An 18,816-nucleotide genomic window follows, 5' to 3' on the forward strand; every position below is an offset into this window, starting at 1 on the left:
AATTCAATTGTTTTCATTGTCTTTGTACTTTTATAGATAACTGTTATTGTTTACGAGTGCAAAGATAGGGCTATTCTCAGTCGCTCACAAGTAGGCACGCAAAGGTGGACTGGTTACCTGAACGTAAGTAATGGATGGCTAAAGTGTCGAGACAAGCGACCTTTTACAAAGTTTAACGCAAGACGTTAGGCCCATGTTTATTCAATGGTTACTTTTGTAGCCTAATGTTATTCATAAAGGATTATGACGCGAACAGATGTAAGAGACAGCCTTTATCCTGACTGTCCGATTCGTAATGTTTTGAGTAGGATAGGTGATAAGTGGTCGCTTTTGGTGCTTTTCACGCTGGAGCAACATCGTGTGGTCAGGTTCAAAGAGCTGCAACGCTCCATCCCTGACATTTCCCAAAAAATGCTTACGACCACTTTAAAGACGCTGGAGGCTGACGGGTTGTTGCTCCGCAAGGCTTATCCGGAGGTGCCCCCACGGGTGGAATATGAGCTGACGGAGCGTGGAAAGAGCCTCTTGCCCTTTGTCGATAACCTGATAGGATGGGCCCTCGACAATATGGGCGATATAGTGGAGGCCCGCAAGGCCTACCTGCTAAAGTAGCTTATTTAGGCGCACGCTGCGACTCTCGGTCCTTATTATCGTGATAAATCTGTTTGGCATGCCGTCCTCCGAAGCTCCAAGTGGCCCTAAGACTGATGTAACGAGCGTGTACGTCGAAACGATTTCGCATGCTGAAGCCTCGGTAACGGCCCGTTACGCGGGTTACGTTCCAGCCAAACGGGTCGCCGCCCGACAAGCTCAACTTCAATCGGTCGCCCACACACGAATAACGTAGGGAGAAATAGAGACGACTCAAAGGCTCGATACGTTGGGTTTGCATGTAAGCGCTAAAGTCCTGATAAAAGTTGACCGACGCCATGAGCGTTTTCTTTCGATTGAGCAGAAACGACATGGCTGACCCCAAACGGCTACCCCATCCGTGCATGGGAGCGATGGTGGAACTGCCCTCGGCCTTGGCGTCGTGATAGTAGATTTCGCCCTCTGCCTCGGCATTGAGCCATGAAAGGAAGTTGCGGCGATAGGTGATGTAGAGCCCACTCTTGTCATGGCTCACGCCATTGATGGGACTGCCCACTTGCGACCCGTCGGCATTGAAGACAATGTTGTTGCCCACTTCATCGGTACCATGGTCGTTATAAAGCACCAAGTAGAGCCCCCGGCCGTTATTGTAATTGATTTCCGAATTGCGACTATAGGCTGCCGTGAGGTGTGGGTTACCCGTTACGTAGTTGTGGACGGTGGTGTATAACCGCCACGGATTCAGGTCGTTGAAGTTGGGACGGCCTATTCCCCAATTGATAGCAAAGCCTATCCGATGGCCTTCCCGTGGCTCCCAACCCAGATGAAACGAGGGAAAGAAGCGGCCGTAATGGTTGCGGTCGGTTTGTCGAAGGGTAAGCTGCTCTCCCTTGGTCAGGGTGTATTCATAGCGTAATCCTGCCTGTGTCTCAACGTGTTTGCCCACTTTCTTCCGTCCGGAGACGTAGGCTGCCAGTCCTTGTTCATGGTAGTTGAAGTCATTACTTTCATTGGTATTGTGTAGCCAAGTACCGTTTAGGAAGTTCTCCACGCTGATTCCGGTTTGATTGGTTATGCTTGTCAAGGCCACACCGGCCTCGGTATAGAGGTTTTTGAAAGGCAAGGTGAAATCCAATTTCAGCGCATGAATGCGATAGCGGCCCGTGCTCGATGTTCGCAATCGCTCTATCTTACCCGCTGTCACCGACTTATTCTCGCTACGAGCGGGGTCATCGCTGTTGAAAATATTGTAGTTGAGGCTCATCATTTTGCCCAAGGAGTCAATCCGATAGTCAGCATAGAGCGTGGCACTCATGTTGTAATTCCATGCCTCGGGGTTATGTGACGTGCTGCGAACGGTGTCCTGATCTATTGTTATATCCGTTTGGTCACCTCTCAACCGGTCCATGTGAAGGCTGCCCATCACTCCTATTTCCCACCGATTCGTGGGCATATACTTCATGATGGTGCTCACATCGGCCGTGGGCCAAAACAGCTTATTCACCCTATCTGACGTACGTTGACGCCCATCATCGAAGCTATAGACACTGAATTGCTTATTGATGACGTGGCCCACATCGCCACGTACGGTCGTTGACATTTCAAATTTCGGCGATACATAGTTAACCGTTGCCTCGGGCATGAGCCGTGCACGATACTGAAGCTGTGGCTCTATGGTCAGGCTGCCGCTCCATCCCCGGCTCTCGTTTCTGCGTGTCACGATGTTCACATAACCACCGTTGGCCTCGGCCTTATACTTGGCCGGTGGTATCGTTATGACCTCTATACGCTCTATGTCCTCGGCTTTTAGGCTGCGCAACTTGGCTTTCACGGCGGCTTCTCCCATATCCATGGTATGTCCGTTGAGCATAAAATGGGTGGCACTCTTGCCGATAATCGACACCGTTTCGCCCTCCGCATGAAGCAAGGGCACACGGTTCATCACTTCCCAAGCGTTCATGCCCGAGGCGTAAGGGTCGTTGCTGACTAAATACTGCAAGCGGTCGATACTGTTTTTTATCACTTTTCGGACAGCCTTTACTTGTACGTCGCGCAGTGTGTAGCTATCGGTTTTCATTCGGATGGTGCCCAATTGTCCCCCTTCAATGGTGCGCCATACTGTTTCGTAGCCCACATAGGATATGCGCACAAGCACCCGCCGGCGTCGGCAAGGAATGACAAAATCGCCTCCATCGTTGGTCACTCCTCCGTTGATAAAGGAAGAGTCGGCAGGATTGAGCAGTGCCACGTTGGCAAAAGCGATGGGCTTTCCCTGCGAGTCAGTGACCCTTCCGATGACTTTTTGGGGTGTTTTCTGCGTGCATTCCACGAATATCAGGCTGTCCTGCATGGTGATGAGCATAGGATAAAAGCCCACCACCTCACGCACGGCGTTGGGAATCGTGCGGTTTTGAAAGGCTGTCGTGACGGTGAAATCCTCCAATTCGTCATAGATGAAGTTGATAATGTAGTGGCTATCGGCATTGTCAATATCGGTCAATACTTGGGCAAGCGGCGTGCGATGATAGTTTCGTGATAGGTGTTGTGCCATGCCTTGCAAGCCCGAAAGCACCAACAGCACGAGAATGAAAATACGTTTTTTCATTATGTTTCTTATTGGATGACAATAACGCTGTCGGTAAAGGTTACGTCGACTTTATCAAATTTATTAAGTGTTTCAACGGCAATCTCCACGGGTTGACTCCTGTCCCACAGATAGCGTAGCCGTAAACCGGCCGCCTCCTCGCTGTGGAATGTCGTGCGAACACCGTAGAATAAGCCCATTTCGGTCACGATTTCGCCCAATGGAACGTTGTCGAACTGGCGGGGTGACTTGTCCTTTATAGGTAGTAGGGGAGCCGTGGCGTCGGTGGATGATGGTGTTTTCTGTGGTTTACCGTCAGGCTGTGGCATGGTGGTAATGGAAGTCTCGCCGACCGATTGTCGATGGTTGACTCTCACAAAGTGGATGGCTGCCAAGGCTATTCCCGACATTAAGAGGATGGCCGACACCGCGGCGGCCACCCGATACCGCCGATGAGAGCGACTGGGCTGTGGCTTTTGGAGTTTTTGCCATTCGGAGTCGAGCATGTCATCGGTGAGCTTCCCCTTATTTTTTTCATACGAATGGGCTGACGATACGTCGGCTATCAATTGATAATACTGCCGAGCCTCCTCACTCTTCAAAAGGTTTTGAAGTTGCTCTTCGGTATAGTGTTCGGGGTGCTCGATGGCTTCGAGCAATTGGTTGATTAGCTTTTCGTTATTCATTTTGTAGGGTGTTAAAATGTTCTTTTAGTTTTTTCAGGGCTTTCGCCAAATGTTTGTAGACAGCCGCTTCACTGATGGTTAAGTGTTGAGCGATGGCTTTACAAGAATAATCGTCATGAAAGCGGAGAGAGAATATCGTGCGTGTTTGTGGCGTGAACTGTGTTTCGGCAAACAGATTCACGGCTTCAAAATAGGTTTCTGTCAAATAGGGTGGTGACAGGTCGGGGGCGGTGTCAAGGGGTAAAAGTCGCTTTACCCGCTCTTTTACTTGCTTGTGGCTGATTATATCGAGGCAATGGTTACGGGTGTTGGCCAACAGCCATGCTTTTGTTTTTGCTTCGGGTTGTGTCAGGAGATTGTCGGGAAGTACCGCACGCCCGTCTAACAGTTTGGCGAAAATGTCGCTTGTGGCGTCTTTGGCTTCTGCTTCGTCGTGTAGCAAAGCCATCGCCAAGCGAAACATCGGGCGATAATAAGTGCGAAACAAGCGCTCTATCCGGACGTTTTTTCGTATATCTGTTTTCATTCTTCTATGTTTTCTTTCAGCGGCTTATCAAGTTTTTACCATTCCTTTCTTAAATTCTCTGTTGTTATTTTCTTCGTTTAGAGGTTGATAAAGAAGTCCTTTTAAACGGATGATTTTACACAAAGAACGGGCGAAAGGTTGTTTTTTCAACCCCTTTATCTTACTTTTTTTAAATAATAGAGAATAAGTGGTAGTTTTATCTCATGAAAAATGCCGACGTCCAACGATTTTCTTGCCATAAAGTAAGCAAGAAGTCGGTTGGTCGTCGGCATTCCTTTTGATTGATACCGGTCGTTAATCAGCACTTGTTTTTATACCGCCAATAGAAAGGTTATTGGCAGTCAGGCTGATAATGGGTTAAGGATGCAGTATCTTGTGGTAACGAGCGGGATCGTTCAAGAGCTTCACGGCTTCGTTAAACTCCTTGTCATCCTTCAAGCTATAGGCCACGGTACCGGCTTGGAAATAGTAGGAAGGGATGATTTCTTTGGCCAATATATCTTTCAGCTCTTCCTTGTTGCGGGCCAAGTCCTTGACTATGCTGGGGCTTAACTTCTTCTTCAACGCCTCGAACTCGGGCTTGGCGTCTTCGTAGTAGCCCTCAAATTGGGCCAGCTTTTCAAGATTCTTCACGTATTTTTCTGAATCACGGGCATAGCTGTAGCCGCTTTTTACGACCCTATCCACAAAGTTAGCGTAATCGGCTTCGCTCAGCTCAAAGTCTTTTGCCGGCGCTATCGTGGGGTGCTTGGCTACGTAGTCGATGACGAAATTGAGCATAACCTCGTTTGAGTCGCGGGTCATGTAAGGATTGGAGTTGAGCAGGCTGACAGCTATATTCGACAAGGTGTCGGGCTTTATCTCCACGTCGGGCGTGATACCGCCGCCGTCGCGTACGATTCTTCCGCCTGCCGTATAGAATATTTTGGTCAAAGAATCGGGTACATGCTCCGTATATCCACCGTTGCTATGCTTATAGTTGGTGGCTTGAATGCAACGTCCACTGGGTATGTAGTACTTGTTTGTGGTGAGTTTCAGGCTTCCTCCGTAGGGCATAGGCATGGTCATCTGAACCAATCCCTTGCCGTAGGTGCGGGTACCCATGACCACTGCTCTGTCTAAATCTTGCAAACTGCCACTCGTTATCTCGCTGGAGCTGGCCGATTCGCCGTTGACCAATACCACAATGGGCATGATGGTATCGAGTGGTTCCACGGTGGTCTTATAGTCGTTGTTGACCCGTTGCAGTCTGCCACGGTTGGAAACGATGAGCTTTCCTTTGGGAACAAACATGTTGACAATGCTCACCGCTTCCTGCTCCAAGCCACCGCCGTTGCCTCGCAGGTCGAAAACCAATTTCTTCATGCCTTGGTTTCGCAGGTCGATAAAGGCCCTGCGAACTTGCTGCGCGCAGCCTTCGGTAAACTGGGTAAGGCCAATGTAGCCTATTCCGTCAGTGGTTTGCATGCCGTAATAAGGCACCGATGGCAGTTGAATGGATTTGCGGGTGATCTTTAATTTCATTATTTTGCCCGTGCTGGGACGTCGTATCTTTATAATAAAGGTGGAGCCGGCGTCGCCCCGAAGATGGTCGCTGACATAGGCATTGTCCTTTCCTTCCATTGAAAGATTGTCGATTGCCAATATCACATCACCCTTCTTTAATCCCGCTTCGGCTGCCGGCATGTTGGCATAAGGCTCTTCGATTACCACGTTTTTGAGTGCGAAATTGTACCGGATGAGCGATCCTATTCCCGCATACTTGCCCGTGACCATCATCTTAAAGTCGCTTTTCTTTTCTGCCGGATAGTATTCCGTGTAGGGATCGAGCGACTTCAACATGGCATTGATACCCGCTCCGATGGTCATTTTAGGGTCGAGGGTGTCGACATAGAGCATATCCAGTTGCTTGTAAATGGAGTTAAAGACATCCAGATTCTGCATGACTTCAAAGCGATGGTCGGTTTGTGCCCAACTCGCTGATGGCCCTCCGAGCAACAACAGCATGCCTATCACACTTTTTTTTATATTCATTATACAGTTTGTTATGTTCATTCTATAATGTTTAAGTATTGCAAAAATAGCATATTAAGTTCTATTTTATGGGTCAAAGGGGGCAAAAAAGGCTTGTAATTAAAAAAAATTAGCCTTCTAATGATTTTTTTTCGGAAAACATTTGGATTAATAAAAAACTTGTCATACCTTTGCAACCGCAAATCAGAAATGATGCAATTGCTTCAATAGCTCAGTTGGTTAGAGCACCTGACTGTTAATCAGGGGGTCGTTGGTTCAAGCCCATCTTGAAGCGCAAACAAAGGATTACTTCGGTAATCCTTTTTTGTTTTCCCTCGGTTTGGTTGTCTTTCTGTAACTCATAGGCTGCGTTTCGCCGGCTTGTTGGCCGTGTTTTGTCATGTCGGAAAGCTACTTTCGCAGGCTCATAAGCCATGCTTTATAAGGCTAAAGAGTATGTTTGGGCATAAACTTGTTAACTTGTTTACCGATAACTCGTCAGCTTTAACCATTAACTCGTTCACTCGTCAACTGATAACTTGTCAACTTGTCAACTGAATACTTGTCAACTACCACTATTCCACATATTATATATAAAAAATAAAGAATTACTTTGCTGATACGAAATTTATTCGTAAATTTGCAGCGTTCAGTGGAATGAGGGGCTCCAAGAGAGCTCCTCATTTTCGTTATAATGGCATATATATTTAATGTATGATTGACAAAAACGTCGTTAAAAAGATTGTAGACGAGTGGTTGGCTGATAAGGAATACTTCCTTGTGGATGTGGAAATCAGCGCCGATGACAAAATTGTAGTGGAAATAGACCATGCCGATGGGGTGTGGATTAATGACTGTGAGGAGCTGAGTCGCTTCATTGAGGACCATCTGAGTCGTGATGAAGAGGACTATGAACTTGAAGTAGGTTCGGCCGGATTGGGTCAGCCTTTCAAGGTGGCACAGCAGTATGTGAATTGCATAGGCAAGGAAGTGGAAGTGCTCGACGGCGAAGGCAGGAAGCTGAAAGGCACGCTGAAAAGCGTCGAGGGCAACGAGTTTGTCGTTACAGTGAACGAGAAGGTAATGGTGGAAGGTAAGAAACGCCCGCAGAAGATGGACGTGGATCATCGTTACCGGATGGACGAAGTGAAATATACTAAATACATAATAAGTTTCAAATAAGCTATGGCAGCAAAGAAAAAAGAAGAAGAACAGGTGAGCATGATTGATACCTTCAAGGACTTTAAGGAAACGAAGAATATCGATCGGACGACTTTGGTGAGCGTGTTGGAGGAGAGTTTCCGCAACGTTCTTGCCAAAATCTTCGGTAGCGACGAGAACTTCGACGTAATCGTGAACCCTGATAAAGGCGACTTTGAAATCTATCGTAACCGTGTGGTTGTGGCCGACGGCGAGGTGGAAGACGAGAATAAGCAGATTGCGTTGAAAGATGCACGACAGATAGAGCCCGACTACGAGGTGGGCGAGGACGTCAGTGAGCGTGTGGATTTCGCCAAGTTCGGCCGCCGTGCCATTCTGAATCTGCGCCAAACCTTGGCCAGCAAAATCCTTGAACTGGAGCATGACTCTTTATATAATAAGTATAAGGATCGCGTGGGACAAGTTATCTCGGGTGAGGTTTACCAGATATGGAAACGTGAAGTGCTGGTTGTGGACGATGAGAACAATGAGCTTATCCTGCCGAAGTCGGAGCAGATACCGTCCGACGTGTATCGCAAGGGTGAGACATTGCGTGCCGTGATTCTTCGGGTGGATAACGAGAACAACAATCCTAAGATTATCTTGTCGCGTACCAGCCCTATGTTCCTCGAGCGATTGCTGGAGGCAGAGGTGCCCGAAATCAACGACGGACTCATTACTATCAAGAAAATTGCCCGCATGCCGGGTGAACGTGCCAAGGTGGCCGTTGAGACCTTTGATGAGCGTATCGACCCCGTAGGTGCTTGTGTGGGTGTGAAGGGTAGCCGTGTTCATGGCATTGTGCGTGAGCTTTGCAATGAGAATATTGACGTAATCAACTATACTTCCAATACCAAGCTGTTCATTCAGCGTGCGTTGAGCCCTGCCCGTATCAGCAGTATCAACATCGATGAGGAGAACCATAAGGCTGAAGTGTTCCTCCAGCCCGAGGAAGTAAGTCTGGCTATCGGCCGCGGTGGTATGAATATCAAGCTGGCTTCCATGCTGACAGAGTACACTATCGACGTGTTCCGTGAGATAGCTGAGGGCGAAGCTGATGAGGATATCTACTTGGAAGAGTTCTCTGACGAAATCGATCAGTGGGTTATTGACGCCATAAAGGCCATTGGCTTGGATACAGCGAAGGCTGTGCTCAACGCTCCCCGTGAAATGCTCGTGGAGAAAGCCGACCTTGAGGAGGAAACTGTTGATAACGTGCTGAGAGTGCTGCGTGCTGAGTTTGAACAGTAGAAATAAGAAAAAAGAGTAAAAAGGAAATAATAAAAGATGAGCATCAGATTAAATAAAGCATTACGTGAATTAAACATAGGACTTCAAACGGCAGTTGAATTCCTTGAAAAGAGAACCGAATTGGGCGAAGTAAAGCCTGAACCCAGCTTTAAACTCAACGATGACCAATACAACGCATTGGTCAACGCATTCAAGCAGGACGCCGAGGTTCGCAACCAAGCGGAGAAGCTCTTTCAGAAAAAAACTAAGGAAAAGAAAAGCGTACAGACTTCTGATAACAGAGCAGAAAGTTTGTTGGGCTCTTCTACCCAGCAGCAGTTTAAGCCGTTGGGCAAGATAGATCTTGACCAAGTGGGCAAGAAGAAGCCTGAGGTTGCTAAGTCTGTTGCTGTAGAGAAGGCTCCCGTTTCCGAGAAACCGACTACTGCCGTTAGTCCAAAGTCGGAGCCTAAACCGGTCGAGCCCGTGGCACCCGTTAAGAAAGAGGAGCCTAAGGCTGCGCCTATAGTGGAGAAGAAAGTTGAGCCCAAGGCTGAACCGGTGAAGCAAGAAGAGCCCAAGCCGGCAGCACCCGTGGTTGAAAAGCAGCCTGAAGTGAAGCCCGCGGAAGCAACACCCGTGCAAACCGCACAGGAAGAAGCCCCAAAGGCGGAGGCCGATAACGGTGTGTTCCAGCTAAAGAGCGAGACACAGAATGCTCCGAAGGTGAACGTGTTGGGTAAGATTGACTTGGATTCAATCAACCAAAGCACTCGTCCGAAGAAGAAATCAAAGGAAGAGAAGCGTCGTGAACGTGAGGAGAAAGTGGCTTCGCAGCATGGTGGTGAGCGTAAGAAGCGTGTCCGCATCAACAAAGAGCGTGTAGATATAAACGCTGCTGCTAACCAACAGTCGGGCAACAATGCCAATAACGCCAACGCGAATAATAACAAGAACAACCAAGGCAAGAAGAAAAAAGGCCGCAATAACCGCAGTCAGAAACCATTGGAGGTGGATGATGAGGCTGTAGCACGGCAGGTAAAAGAAACGCTGGCTCGACTGACAAGCAAGAGCAACCAAAACAAGAAGGGTGCCAAGTATCGTAAGGAAAAGCGTGAAGCCGTACAAGAAAAACTGCAGCAGGAGGCTTATGCTGAGCGTAAGGATAGTAAGATACTGAAACTTACGGAGTTTGTGACCGTTAGTGAGTTGGCAACGATGATGGATATTAGTGTTACTCAGGTTATCTCTACGCTGATGAGTGTGGGTATCATGGTGTCTATCAACCAGCGACTCGACGCCGAGACCATCAATATGGTGGCCGATGAGTTTGGTTTCAAGACCGAATACGTGAGCGCCGAGGTACAAGAAGCCGTTAGCGAAGAGGAGGATGACGAGAACGATCTCGTTGGTCGTGCGCCTATTGTGACCGTAATGGGTCACGTAGACCACGGTAAGACCTCGTTGCTTGACCATATCCGTAATACCAACGTGATAGCCGGTGAGGCCGGAGGTATCACTCAGCATATCGGCGCTTATGGCGTTACGCTGAAGAATGGCCGCAAGGTGACTTTCCTTGATACGCCGGGACATGAGGCCTTTACCGCCATGCGTGCCCGTGGTGCACAAGTTACCGACATCGCCATCATCATCATTGCTGCCGACGACTCTGTCATGCCTACCACCAAGGAGGCCATCGCACATGCACAAGCTGCAGGTGTACCCATGGTATTTGCTATCAATAAGATTGATAAACCCGGCGCTAATCCTGACAAGATACGTGAGGATTTGGCCAACATGAATCTGTTGGTAGAAGAGTGGGGTGGCAAATTCCAGTGTCAGGAAATCAGTGCCAAGAAAGGTGTTGGCGTAGATGATCTGATGGAAAAAGTGCTCCTTGAGGCCGATATGCTTGATTTGAAAGCCAATCCTAACCGTAAGGCCACCGGAAACATTATCGAGTCGAGTCTTGATAAGGGCCGCGGATTCGTTAGTACGGTGCTTGTGAGCAACGGAACACTGAAAGTGGGCGACGTAGTGATAGCCGGTACCAGCTGGGGACGTATCAAAGCGATGTTCAATGAGCGTAATCAGCGCATTGAGTCAGCCGCTCCCGCCGAGCCGGCGATTATCCTCGGTTTGAACGGAGCGCCTACTGCGGGCGACGCTTTTCATGTGCTCGATACAGATCAGGAGGCTCGTGAGATTGCCAATAAGCGTGAGCAATTGCAGCGTGAACAAGGTTTGCGTACGCAGAAGCGTCTTACCCTTGGCGATATTTCGCACCGCATAGCCCGTGGAGAGTTCCATGAGTTTAACATCATTGTCAAAGGTGACACCGATGGATCTATCGAGGCATTGTCTGATTCGTTCATCAAGCTCTCTACAGAGAAGGTTCAGATTAACGTCATCAATAAGGCCGTGGGTCAGATAAGTGAGAATGATGTCATGTTGGCCAGCGCCTCTGACGCCGTTATTGTCGGCTTCCAAGTGCGTCCTTCTACCGATGCGCGTAGATTAGCCGACCGTGAAGGAGTGGAAATCAACACCTATTCTATTATATATGACGCCATCGACGACGTGAAGAGCGCAATGGTCGGCATGCTGGATAAGGTGAAGAAGGAAATCATTACCGGTCAGATAGAGGTTAAGCAAGTCTTCAAGATTAGCAAAGTCGGTACCGTTGCCGGCGGTTTGGTTACTGAAGGCAAGGTTCATAGCAAGGATAAAGCCCGTGTGGTTCGTGATGGTATCGTGATACGTACTGCCGATATTGACGCGTTGAAGCGCTATAAGGATGACGCTAAGGAGGTTGTGACCGGCCTTGAGTGCGGTATCAGCTTGGTAAACTTCAACGATATTCAGGCCGGTGACGTAATTGAAACCTTCACGGAAATAGAAGTAGAACAAAAACTTTAATGTGTTTTAGGCGGCGGAAGAATCGTGTCATAGCCATGGAAAGGTATGTCCTTTTTCTCCTAAGTCTTTCTATAACAGACCAATCAACAACGGTAGAGGTCCCGGAAGGGAACTTCTACCGTTGGTGATTACAAGCGTTTCATCGGTAGGTTGGTCGCATTTGTGACCATCTTTGGTGGCGCCGGTCTGATGGCACAATATTTGTCATATTCCTGTAAAGGATAAATTCATGGAAGAAAAAAAAGAGAAGAACGCGTATGTAAAGCAGGTTGCCGAGCAAAAATATGAGTTCGGATTCACTACCGACGTACATACCGAAGTAATAGAGAAGGGACTCAACGAGGATGTTGTGCGCCTTATCTCCCAAAAGAAAGGTGAGCCCGCTTGGATGCTCGACTTTCGTCTTCAAGCTTTCAAGCATTGGAAGACTTTGAGGCAGCCCTCATGGGCCCACGTACATCTGCCCGAAATCGATTATCAAGCTATTTCTTACTATGCCGATCCCATGGCTAAGAAGCCGGTAAACAAGGAGATTGACCCTGAGCTGGAGAAGACTTTTGACAAGCTCGGCATTCCTTTGGAGGAACGTTTGGCTTTGAGTGGTACTGCCGTGGATGCGATTATGGACTCCGTTTCGGTGAAAACCACCTTTAAGGAGAAGCTCCGTGAGAAGGGCGTTATATTCTGTAGCATTGGTGAAGCGGTAAAAGAACACCCCGAATTGGTACGCCAATATTTGGGAACGGTGGTGCCCTATCGTGATAACTTCTTTGCTGCGCTCAACAGCGCGGTGTTTAGTGATGGCTCATTCGTTTATATTCCCAAGGGCGTGCGTTGCCCGATGGAGCTGAGTTCTTATTTCCGTATCAACGCAAGAAATACGGGTCAGTTCGAGCGAACGCTCATCATCGCCGATGACGACGCCTATGTAAGCTATTTGGAAGGCTGCACTGCCCCCATGAGAGACGAGAACCAATTGCATGCAGCCATCGTTGAAATCATCGTGAACGACCGTGCCGAGGTGAAATATTCCACCGTTCAGAACTGGTATCCGGGCGATGAGAACGGTAAGGGAGGCGTGTTTAACTTGGTGACGAAGCGCGGTGATCTGCGTGGTGTGGGCTCTAAGTTGAGCTGGACGCAGGTAGAGACGGGGTCGGCCATCACTTGGAAATATCCCTCTTGTATCTTGCGAGGCGATAATTCGGTAGCCGAATTCTATAGTGTAGCCGTAACCAACCATTATCAGGAAGCCGATACGGGAACCAAGATGATTCACATGGGTAAGAACACCAAGAGTACCATTATCTCCAAAGGTATCTCGGCGGGGCATAGTCAGAACTCCTATAGAGGTTTGGTAAGGGCTACTGCCAATGCGGATAATGCCCGTAATTACAGCTCGTGCGACTCTTTGTTGTTGGGATCAGATTGTGGTGCCCATACATTCCCTTATATGGATATTCACAATAACAGCGCCGTGATAGAACACGAAGCCACGACCTCCAAAATCAGTGAGGACCAGCTGTTCTATTGTAATCAGCGAGGAATACCCACAGAGCAGGCTGTTGGCCTGATCGTAAATGGCTATGCGAAAGAAGTATTAAATAAATTACCTATGGAATTTGCGGTTGAGGCACAGAAATTATTGAGCGTCAGCTTGGAAGGAACAGTAGGATAAAGATAGAAAAACGATGTTAGAAGTTAAGAATTTACATGCCACGATTGCGGGCAAAGAGATATTAAAAGGTGTCAACCTTACGATTCAAGATGGCGAAATCCATGCGATAATGGGACCTAACGGCTCCGGTAAATCCACTTTGAGTGCCGTTCTCACCGGTAATCCGCTATACACTGTTACCGAGGGAGAGGCTCTTTTCAATGGTCAAGACCTATTGGAAATGAAGCCGGAGGACCGTGCTCGTGCCGGTCTTTTCCTTTCTTTCCAGTATCCGGTTGAGATTCCGGGCGTTTCCATGACCAATTTCATGCGTGCAGCCATCAATTCCAAGCGTGAATATGAGGGCAAGGAACCGTTGAATGCGGCCGATTTCTTAAAGTTGATGCGTGAAAAGCGCAAGTTAGTCGACCTCGACAGCAAACTTTCCCATCGGTCTGTGAACGAGGGATTCTCGGGCGGTGAGAAAAAGCGCAATGAGATATTTCAGATGGCAATGCTTGAACCGAAGCTCAGCATTCTTGACGAAACCGATTCAGGACTTGATGTTGACGCCATGCGAATCGTAGCGGATGGTGTCAACAAAATGCACACTGCCGACACGTCGGCCATCGTTATTACCCATTACGAGCGGTTGCTCGACATGATAAAGCCTAATTTTGTTCATGTACTTTATAAGGGTCGTATTGTCAAGACGGCCGGTCCGGAGCTGGCAAGAGAAATCGAGCAGCACGGATATGATTGGATAAAAGAAGAAGCTGACGCCATTTTCGGCGAATAAAAGGAGGGATTCAGATGAATAGCGAACAGCAATATATTGATTTATATACAGCCGCCGAGGCCATGATTAAGCAGCATGCGGCGCCTGTACTCAATGCCGTGCGTGACAAAGCGTTTGACGATTTTAAGGCCAAAGGCTTTCCCTCACGCAAGGTGGAGCGCTATAAATACACGGATATGGGTAAATTGTTCGAGCCCGATTATGGCTTGAACTTGAATCGTCTTGAGATTCCCGTTAATCCCTATCATGCTTTTAAGTGTGACGTACCTAACCTTAGTACGTCTCTTTACTTTGTTATCAACGACAGTTTTTATAAAAAATCACTTCCGCAGGCCCATTTTCCGGAAGGCGTTATCGTGGATTCTTTGAGCCACGTAGCCGTGGAAAAGCCCGATTTCATCGAGAAATATTATGCGAAAATCGCAAAGACAGACGATGACTCCATTACGGCTTTGAACACGATGTTGGCCCAAGACGGACTGTTGGTGTACGTTCCACGCAATGTAAAGGTAGATAGAACCATTCAGGTCATCAATATCCTTCGGTCGGATGTTGATTTAATGGTCAATCGTCGTGTGCTTATTATCCTTGAGCAGGGCGCAGAAGCCAAATTCTTATTCTGTGATCATGCGTCCGATGACCATCAGTTCTTGGCCACACAAGTCATAGAGGCTTACGTAGGTGACAATGCCAACCTTGAACTTAATTGCTTGGAAGAGACTCATTACAAGAATGTGCGCATTAGCAACGTGTATATTGAGCAGCAAGCAAACAGCCGTGTCAATCACAATGTGATCACGTTGCACAATGGGGTCACCCGAAATCGGTTGGATTTACTGTTTAAGGGCGAGGGCGCGGAGTGTTATTGCAATGGTTGCGTGATAGCCGATAAGCAGCAACATGTCGATAACAATACGCTCATCGACCATCAAGTACCCCATTGTACCAGCAATCAGCTTTATAAATATGTGCTCGACGATGACGCCACCGGTGCTTTTGCCGGCCGTATTTTGGTGCGTCATGATGCGCAAAAGACCATCAGTCAGGAAACCAATCAGAATCTTGTAGCTTCCAATACCGCCCGTATGTACACCCAACCGATGTTGGAAATCTACGCCGATGACGTGAAGTGTGCCCATGGTTCTACGGTAGGACAGCTCAATGACGCCGCTATGTTCTACATGCGGCAGCGCGGTATCAGCGAGAAGGAGGCCAAGCTGTTGCTTGAGTTTGCCTTTGTCAATGAGGTAATCGACCAAATGGAGCTCGAGCCTTTGCGCGATCGCCTGCATTACTTGGTCGAAAAGCGGTTCCGTGGCGAGCTCAATAAGTGCGCCAGTTGTAAACTTTGTAAGTAAAAACGCTTAGTTGTAGAAAGAATGAGTTACGATATAACTAAGATAAGAGAAGACTTCCCGATACTTTCTCGTTCGGTTTATAACAAGCCTTTGGTTTATCTTGACAATGCCGCCACTACGCAAAAACCGTTGTGTGTGCTCGATGCGATGCGTGAGGAATACCTCAATGTCAATGCCAATGTGCATCGAGGTGTGCATTGGTTGAGCCAACAAGCCACCGAATTGCATGAAGGTGCCCGCGAAACGGTACGTCGTTTCCTCAATGCCCGGTCCACAACCGAAATCGTCTTTACCCGTGGTACCACCGAGGGAATCAATCTCCTTGCCTCTTGTTTTAGCGATGCGTTCATGCGTGAGGGCGACGAAGTGATTGTCTCCACGGTCGAACACCATTCTAATATCGTTCCTTGGCAGTTGCAGGCAGCCCGCAAAGGTATCGTCTTGCGTGTCATTCCGATGGATGACAATGGCCTGCTCGATATGGAAGCCTTTGCCCGCATGCTTTCACCTAAGACCAAATTGGTCAGCGTTTCCCATGTCAGCAACGTTCTCGGCACCATAAATCCGGTGGAAGAAATCATCCGTTTGGCCCACGCTCAGGGCATTCCGGTGGCCATCGATGGTGCGCAGAGCACCCCGCATTTCGCTGTTGACATGCAGGCGCTCGATTGCGACTTCTTTGTTTTCAGCGGTCATAAGATTTATGGGCCTACGGGTATCGGCGTACTGTACGGAAAAGAGGAGTGGCTCGACCGCCTTCCGCCCTATCAAGGAGGTGGAGAGATGATCGAGCACGTAAGTTTTGAGCAGAGCACATTCGAACGTCCGCCTCTGAAATTTGAGGCCGGAACGCCCGATTACATCGCTACGACCGGCTTGGCCAAGGCTCTTGACTACGTGTCGGCTATCGGAATGGACGCCATCCGTGCCCATGAGGAAGACCTTACACGCTATGCCGTCAGCCAATTGTCGGCCATTGACGGTATGAAAATATACGGTGTACCTGCCGACGCTGATGTACAAACCTTACACCATGACGCGGTTATCAGCTTTCAGTTGCGAGATATTCACCACATGGATATGGGAACGCTGCTCGACCGCTTGGGTATTGCCATCCGTACGGGCCACCATTGTGCCCAACCGCTCATGGATAGGTTGGGCATTCTCGGTACATCACGCGCCAGCTTTGCGCTTTATAACACTCGGGAGGAGGTTGATGGCCTCGTGAGTGCCATCAACCGTGTGGCTGCCATGTTCTAAATACTGCGCCGACACACCAAAAGGGCGTGTACGAACCATGCCAAGCAGGCGATACGTGCTAAAAAGGGCGATTCCATCGGGAATGCTGTCATTACGAAAGCGGCTTGCGCATTGAGCAGCAGCCATGTTTGTTTAAGACTTATCGGCTTCTCGAGCACGGCACTGTAGTAGGCGCTCAGCAGTTGAATCGGCTTGTTGGCGATGCGCAATACCTGACCGGCCATGCGTTGGAAACTCTGTAAGTACAGATGAGAAGACGATTGCAAAGTAATGTTCTTTTCCATGTTGCTGTTCTTTTGGTTATGTTTTGATTTACGTCTGCAAAATTAACGGCATGCGTGGAAGTAATATTTCATAAGCCCCTTTTGGGCTGTTAAATCTGTTAATTGGTAACATTTGTTAACTATATAAGTCTGTTTTATGCTGTTATCCCATTATTATAAAGAGGTGGTAGAGGCCGGATGTGACGAAGCCGGGCGTGGTTGTTTGGCCGGAAGTGTGTACGCCGCTGCCGTTATTTTGCCTCCCGATTACGATAATCCCGCCCTTAACGACAGCAAAAAACTAACCGATCGTCGTCGACATGCGTTGCGAGAAGAAATCCAACGCGACGCTTTGGCGTGGGCAGTAGGCGTGGTTACGCCCGATGAAATCGATAAAATCAACATTCTTCATGCCAGTTTCTTGGCCATGCACCGGGCTATCGACCAATTGCACGTGCGTCCCGAGACATTGATTATCGACGGTAATCGTTTCGACCCCTACATTGTTGGCGAGGGATTGCCCGACGCCGGTCGCCAACTTCCTTATACTTGTATCGTCAAAGGCGACGCCAAATACCAGTCGATCGCCGCCGCCAGCATTTTGGCCAAGACCTACCGTGATGATTATATGGACGCCTTGGCCCTCGAATACCCTTATTATGATTGGCAAAGCAATAAGGGATACCCCACCCGAAAACACCGAGAGGCTATCAGAATACACGGAATTTCCCCATTTCATCGGCGTAGTTACAACCTCTTGGGCACCGGAGAACTCGAATTGAACTTTAACGAATAGCCTGCGATATGATGTCGAAAGAACTCCAACTCATCCTTTTGATGGTCGATGGTTTCGACTACACGGCCGAGAATCTCTGTGCCCACATCGGCACAACGCGGCGCCAACTCTACAATTATTTGCAGAAATTCCGTGACATGGGCTTCACTGTCATCAATGAAAACCAGTGTTATCGCCTCGATCCCGGCTCACCTTTCTTCCTCGCTTTGTCGCGTTCGGTCAACTTTAGTGAAGTAGAGGCCACCTTCTTACACCGCTTGCTCGATGGCGCCGATGAGAAAAATCCAATTGTTTCGACCGTAAAGCGCAAGTTGGAGCGCTTCTATCACCTGCGACAGTTTACCGATACCCGCTTCCAAGCCCACAACATAGAGATTCTCCACACGCTGATGGAGGCTATCAAGCAGCAAAAGGTGGTATGCCTCAAGGACTACTCGTCACCCCACAGCAATACCGTGACCGACAGAATGGTGGAGCCTTACCAACTGCTCAATGAGAATTTGGATATTCGTTGCTATGAGTTGAAGACCCACATGTGTAAAACTTTCAAGCTGGCCCGTATCGGCGAGGTAGTCGTTTACGATACTCCGTGGATTTATACCGACCTTCATACCGATGTTTTCATCGATATGTTTATGTTCAGTGGCACCGAACGGCTGCCCGTGAAGCTGCTGATGAAACAGCTCTCTCATAACCTTATGCTCGAAGAATACCCCATTTCATCGGAATATTTCACCCCTTATGACGATTCCCGATGGCTCTTTGAGGCCAATTTGGCCAGCTATGTGGGCATAGGACGATTTGTCATCGGCCTTTACGATGATATAGAAATTCTTGGCGACGACGGACTGAAAGCCTATGTACGTCGTAAGATTGAGGCCAACTTTGGCCATTTCCCGGCTAAAAACCAATCAACACTATAGCTTATGTCAAC

At 48.4% G+C, this 18,816-nt stretch carries 15 protein-coding genes and 1 tRNA gene; 11 read left to right on the forward strand and 5 right to left on the reverse strand.

Annotated features, from left to right (window positions below):
* Positions 1–243: 243 nt before the first annotated feature.
* A complete protein-coding gene (locus VIR50_RS11600; protein WP_331935273.1) occupies positions 244–612 on the forward strand; it encodes a winged helix-turn-helix transcriptional regulator in 369 nt (122 codons plus the stop codon).
* Position 613: 1 nt separating this feature from the next.
* Here the strand turns inward: VIR50_RS11600 and VIR50_RS11605 are convergent, their stop codons facing one another.
* The 4 genes from VIR50_RS11605 to VIR50_RS11620 form a co-directional block, all read right to left on the reverse strand.
* Complete coding sequence (locus VIR50_RS11605) at positions 614–3,196, reverse strand: outer membrane beta-barrel protein (protein WP_331935274.1); 2,583 nt, start codon at positions 3,194–3,196, stop codon at positions 614–616.
* Positions 3,197–3,204: 8 nt separating this feature from the next.
* Positions 3,205–3,861: a DUF4974 domain-containing protein gene (locus VIR50_RS11610; protein WP_331935275.1), complete on the reverse strand. Its 657-nt coding sequence runs from the start codon at positions 3,859–3,861 to the stop codon at positions 3,205–3,207.
* Positions 3,854–4,387 carry an RNA polymerase sigma factor gene (locus VIR50_RS11615; protein ID WP_331935276.1) on the reverse strand — a complete coding sequence of 178 codons (534 nt, stop codon included), beginning with the start codon at positions 4,385–4,387 and terminating at the stop codon, positions 3,854–3,856. The genes VIR50_RS11610 and VIR50_RS11615 overlap by 8 nt, the downstream gene beginning before the upstream one ends.
* Positions 4,388–4,744: 357 nt before the next feature.
* Complete coding sequence (locus VIR50_RS11620; protein WP_331935277.1) at positions 4,745–6,421, reverse strand: S41 family peptidase; 1,677 nt, start codon at positions 6,419–6,421, stop codon at positions 4,745–4,747.
* A gap of 200 nt (positions 6,422–6,621) precedes the next feature.
* On the opposite strand from VIR50_RS11620, the gene VIR50_RS11625 reads away from it, so the two are divergent.
* From VIR50_RS11625 to VIR50_RS11660, 8 genes are all read left to right on the forward strand, one after another.
* Positions 6,622–6,695, forward strand: a tRNA-Asn gene (locus VIR50_RS11625).
* A gap of 419 nt (positions 6,696–7,114) precedes the next feature.
* A complete protein-coding gene (rimP, locus tag VIR50_RS11630) occupies positions 7,115–7,582 on the forward strand; it encodes a ribosome assembly cofactor RimP (RefSeq protein ID WP_331935278.1) in 468 nt (155 codons plus the stop codon).
* Between the two features lie 3 nt (positions 7,583–7,585).
* Positions 7,586–8,851 (forward strand): transcription termination factor NusA, encoded by a 1,266-nt coding sequence (gene nusA / locus VIR50_RS11635; protein ID WP_331935279.1) that lies wholly within the window; start codon positions 7,586–7,588, stop codon positions 8,849–8,851.
* A gap of 36 nt (positions 8,852–8,887) precedes the next feature.
* Positions 8,888–11,749, forward strand: coding sequence for a translation initiation factor IF-2 (gene infB / locus VIR50_RS11640; RefSeq protein WP_331935280.1), 2,862 nt, complete (start codon positions 8,888–8,890; stop codon positions 11,747–11,749).
* A gap of 229 nt (positions 11,750–11,978) precedes the next feature.
* Complete coding sequence (sufB, locus tag VIR50_RS11645; protein WP_331935281.1) at positions 11,979–13,427, forward strand: Fe-S cluster assembly protein SufB; 1,449 nt, start codon at positions 11,979–11,981, stop codon at positions 13,425–13,427.
* 13 nt (positions 13,428–13,440) lie between these two features.
* Positions 13,441–14,205, forward strand: a complete 765-nt coding sequence (gene sufC / locus VIR50_RS11650; protein WP_331935282.1) for a Fe-S cluster assembly ATPase SufC — start codon at positions 13,441–13,443, stop codon at positions 14,203–14,205.
* A 14-nt stretch (positions 14,206–14,219) separates the two neighbouring features.
* Positions 14,220–15,563, forward strand: a complete 1,344-nt coding sequence (gene sufD, locus VIR50_RS11655) for a Fe-S cluster assembly protein SufD (protein WP_331935283.1) — start codon at positions 14,220–14,222, stop codon at positions 15,561–15,563.
* 21 nt (positions 15,564–15,584) lie between these two features.
* The gene (locus VIR50_RS11660; RefSeq protein WP_331935284.1) at positions 15,585–16,823 is read left to right on the forward strand and encodes an aminotransferase class V-fold PLP-dependent enzyme; all 1,239 of its coding nucleotides are present in this window, start codon (positions 15,585–15,587) and stop codon (positions 16,821–16,823) included.
* Here the strand turns inward: VIR50_RS11660 and VIR50_RS11665 are convergent.
* Positions 16,820–17,107 carry an ATP-binding protein gene (locus VIR50_RS11665; protein WP_331935285.1) on the reverse strand — a complete coding sequence of 96 codons (288 nt, stop codon included), beginning with the start codon at positions 17,105–17,107 and terminating at the stop codon, positions 16,820–16,822. The genes VIR50_RS11660 and VIR50_RS11665 overlap by 4 nt on opposite strands.
* A gap of 136 nt (positions 17,108–17,243) precedes the next feature.
* On the opposite strand from VIR50_RS11665, the gene VIR50_RS11670 reads away from it, so the two are divergent.
* Together VIR50_RS11670 and VIR50_RS11675 are read left to right on the forward strand one after the other, a co-directional pair.
* Entirely contained in the window at positions 17,244–17,882 is a 639-nt protein-coding gene (locus VIR50_RS11670) for a ribonuclease HII (protein WP_331935286.1), read from the forward strand.
* A gap of 8 nt (positions 17,883–17,890) precedes the next feature.
* Positions 17,891–18,805 carry a helix-turn-helix transcriptional regulator gene (locus tag VIR50_RS11675; RefSeq protein ID WP_331935287.1) on the forward strand — a complete coding sequence of 305 codons (915 nt, stop codon included), beginning with the start codon at positions 17,891–17,893 and terminating at the stop codon, positions 18,803–18,805.
* The last annotated feature ends 11 nt before the right edge of the window (positions 18,806–18,816 follow it).

The organism is Prevotella sp. (assembly GCF_036570325.1).
Taxonomy (GTDB): domain Bacteria; phylum Bacteroidota; class Bacteroidia; order Bacteroidales; family Bacteroidaceae; genus Prevotella.

Bases quoted from the DNA above. Each gene is read 5' to 3' on its own strand.
- VIR50_RS11600 (WP_331935273.1), top strand. From the start codon at position 244: ATGACGCGAACAGATGTAAGAGACAGCCTTTATCCTGACTGTCCGATT.
- VIR50_RS11605 (WP_331935274.1), bottom strand. From the start codon at position 3,196: ATGAAAAAACGTATTTTCATTCTCGTGCTGTTGGTGCTTTCGGGCTTG.
- VIR50_RS11610 (WP_331935275.1), bottom strand. From the start codon at position 3,861: ATGAATAACGAAAAGCTAATCAACCAATTGCTCGAAGCCATCGAGCAC.
- VIR50_RS11615 (WP_331935276.1), bottom strand. From the start codon at position 4,387: ATGAAAACAGATATACGAAAAAACGTCCGGATAGAGCGCTTGTTTCGC.
- VIR50_RS11620 (WP_331935277.1), bottom strand. From the start codon at position 6,421: ATGAATATAAAAAAAAGTGTGATAGGCATGCTGTTGTTGCTCGGAGGG.
- rimP (WP_331935278.1), top strand. From the start codon at position 7,115: ATGATTGACAAAAACGTCGTTAAAAAGATTGTAGACGAGTGGTTGGCT.
- nusA (WP_331935279.1), top strand. From the start codon at position 7,586: ATGGCAGCAAAGAAAAAAGAAGAAGAACAGGTGAGCATGATTGATACC.
- infB (WP_331935280.1), top strand. From the start codon at position 8,888: ATGAGCATCAGATTAAATAAAGCATTACGTGAATTAAACATAGGACTT.
- sufB (WP_331935281.1), top strand. From the start codon at position 11,979: ATGGAAGAAAAAAAAGAGAAGAACGCGTATGTAAAGCAGGTTGCCGAG.
- sufC (WP_331935282.1), top strand. From the start codon at position 13,441: ATGTTAGAAGTTAAGAATTTACATGCCACGATTGCGGGCAAAGAGATA.
- sufD (WP_331935283.1), top strand. From the start codon at position 14,220: ATGAATAGCGAACAGCAATATATTGATTTATATACAGCCGCCGAGGCC.
- VIR50_RS11660 (WP_331935284.1), top strand. From the start codon at position 15,585: ATGAGTTACGATATAACTAAGATAAGAGAAGACTTCCCGATACTTTCT.
- VIR50_RS11665 (WP_331935285.1), bottom strand. From the start codon at position 17,107: ATGGAAAAGAACATTACTTTGCAATCGTCTTCTCATCTGTACTTACAG.
- VIR50_RS11670 (WP_331935286.1), top strand. From the start codon at position 17,244: ATGCTGTTATCCCATTATTATAAAGAGGTGGTAGAGGCCGGATGTGAC.
- VIR50_RS11675 (WP_331935287.1), top strand. From the start codon at position 17,891: ATGATGTCGAAAGAACTCCAACTCATCCTTTTGATGGTCGATGGTTTC.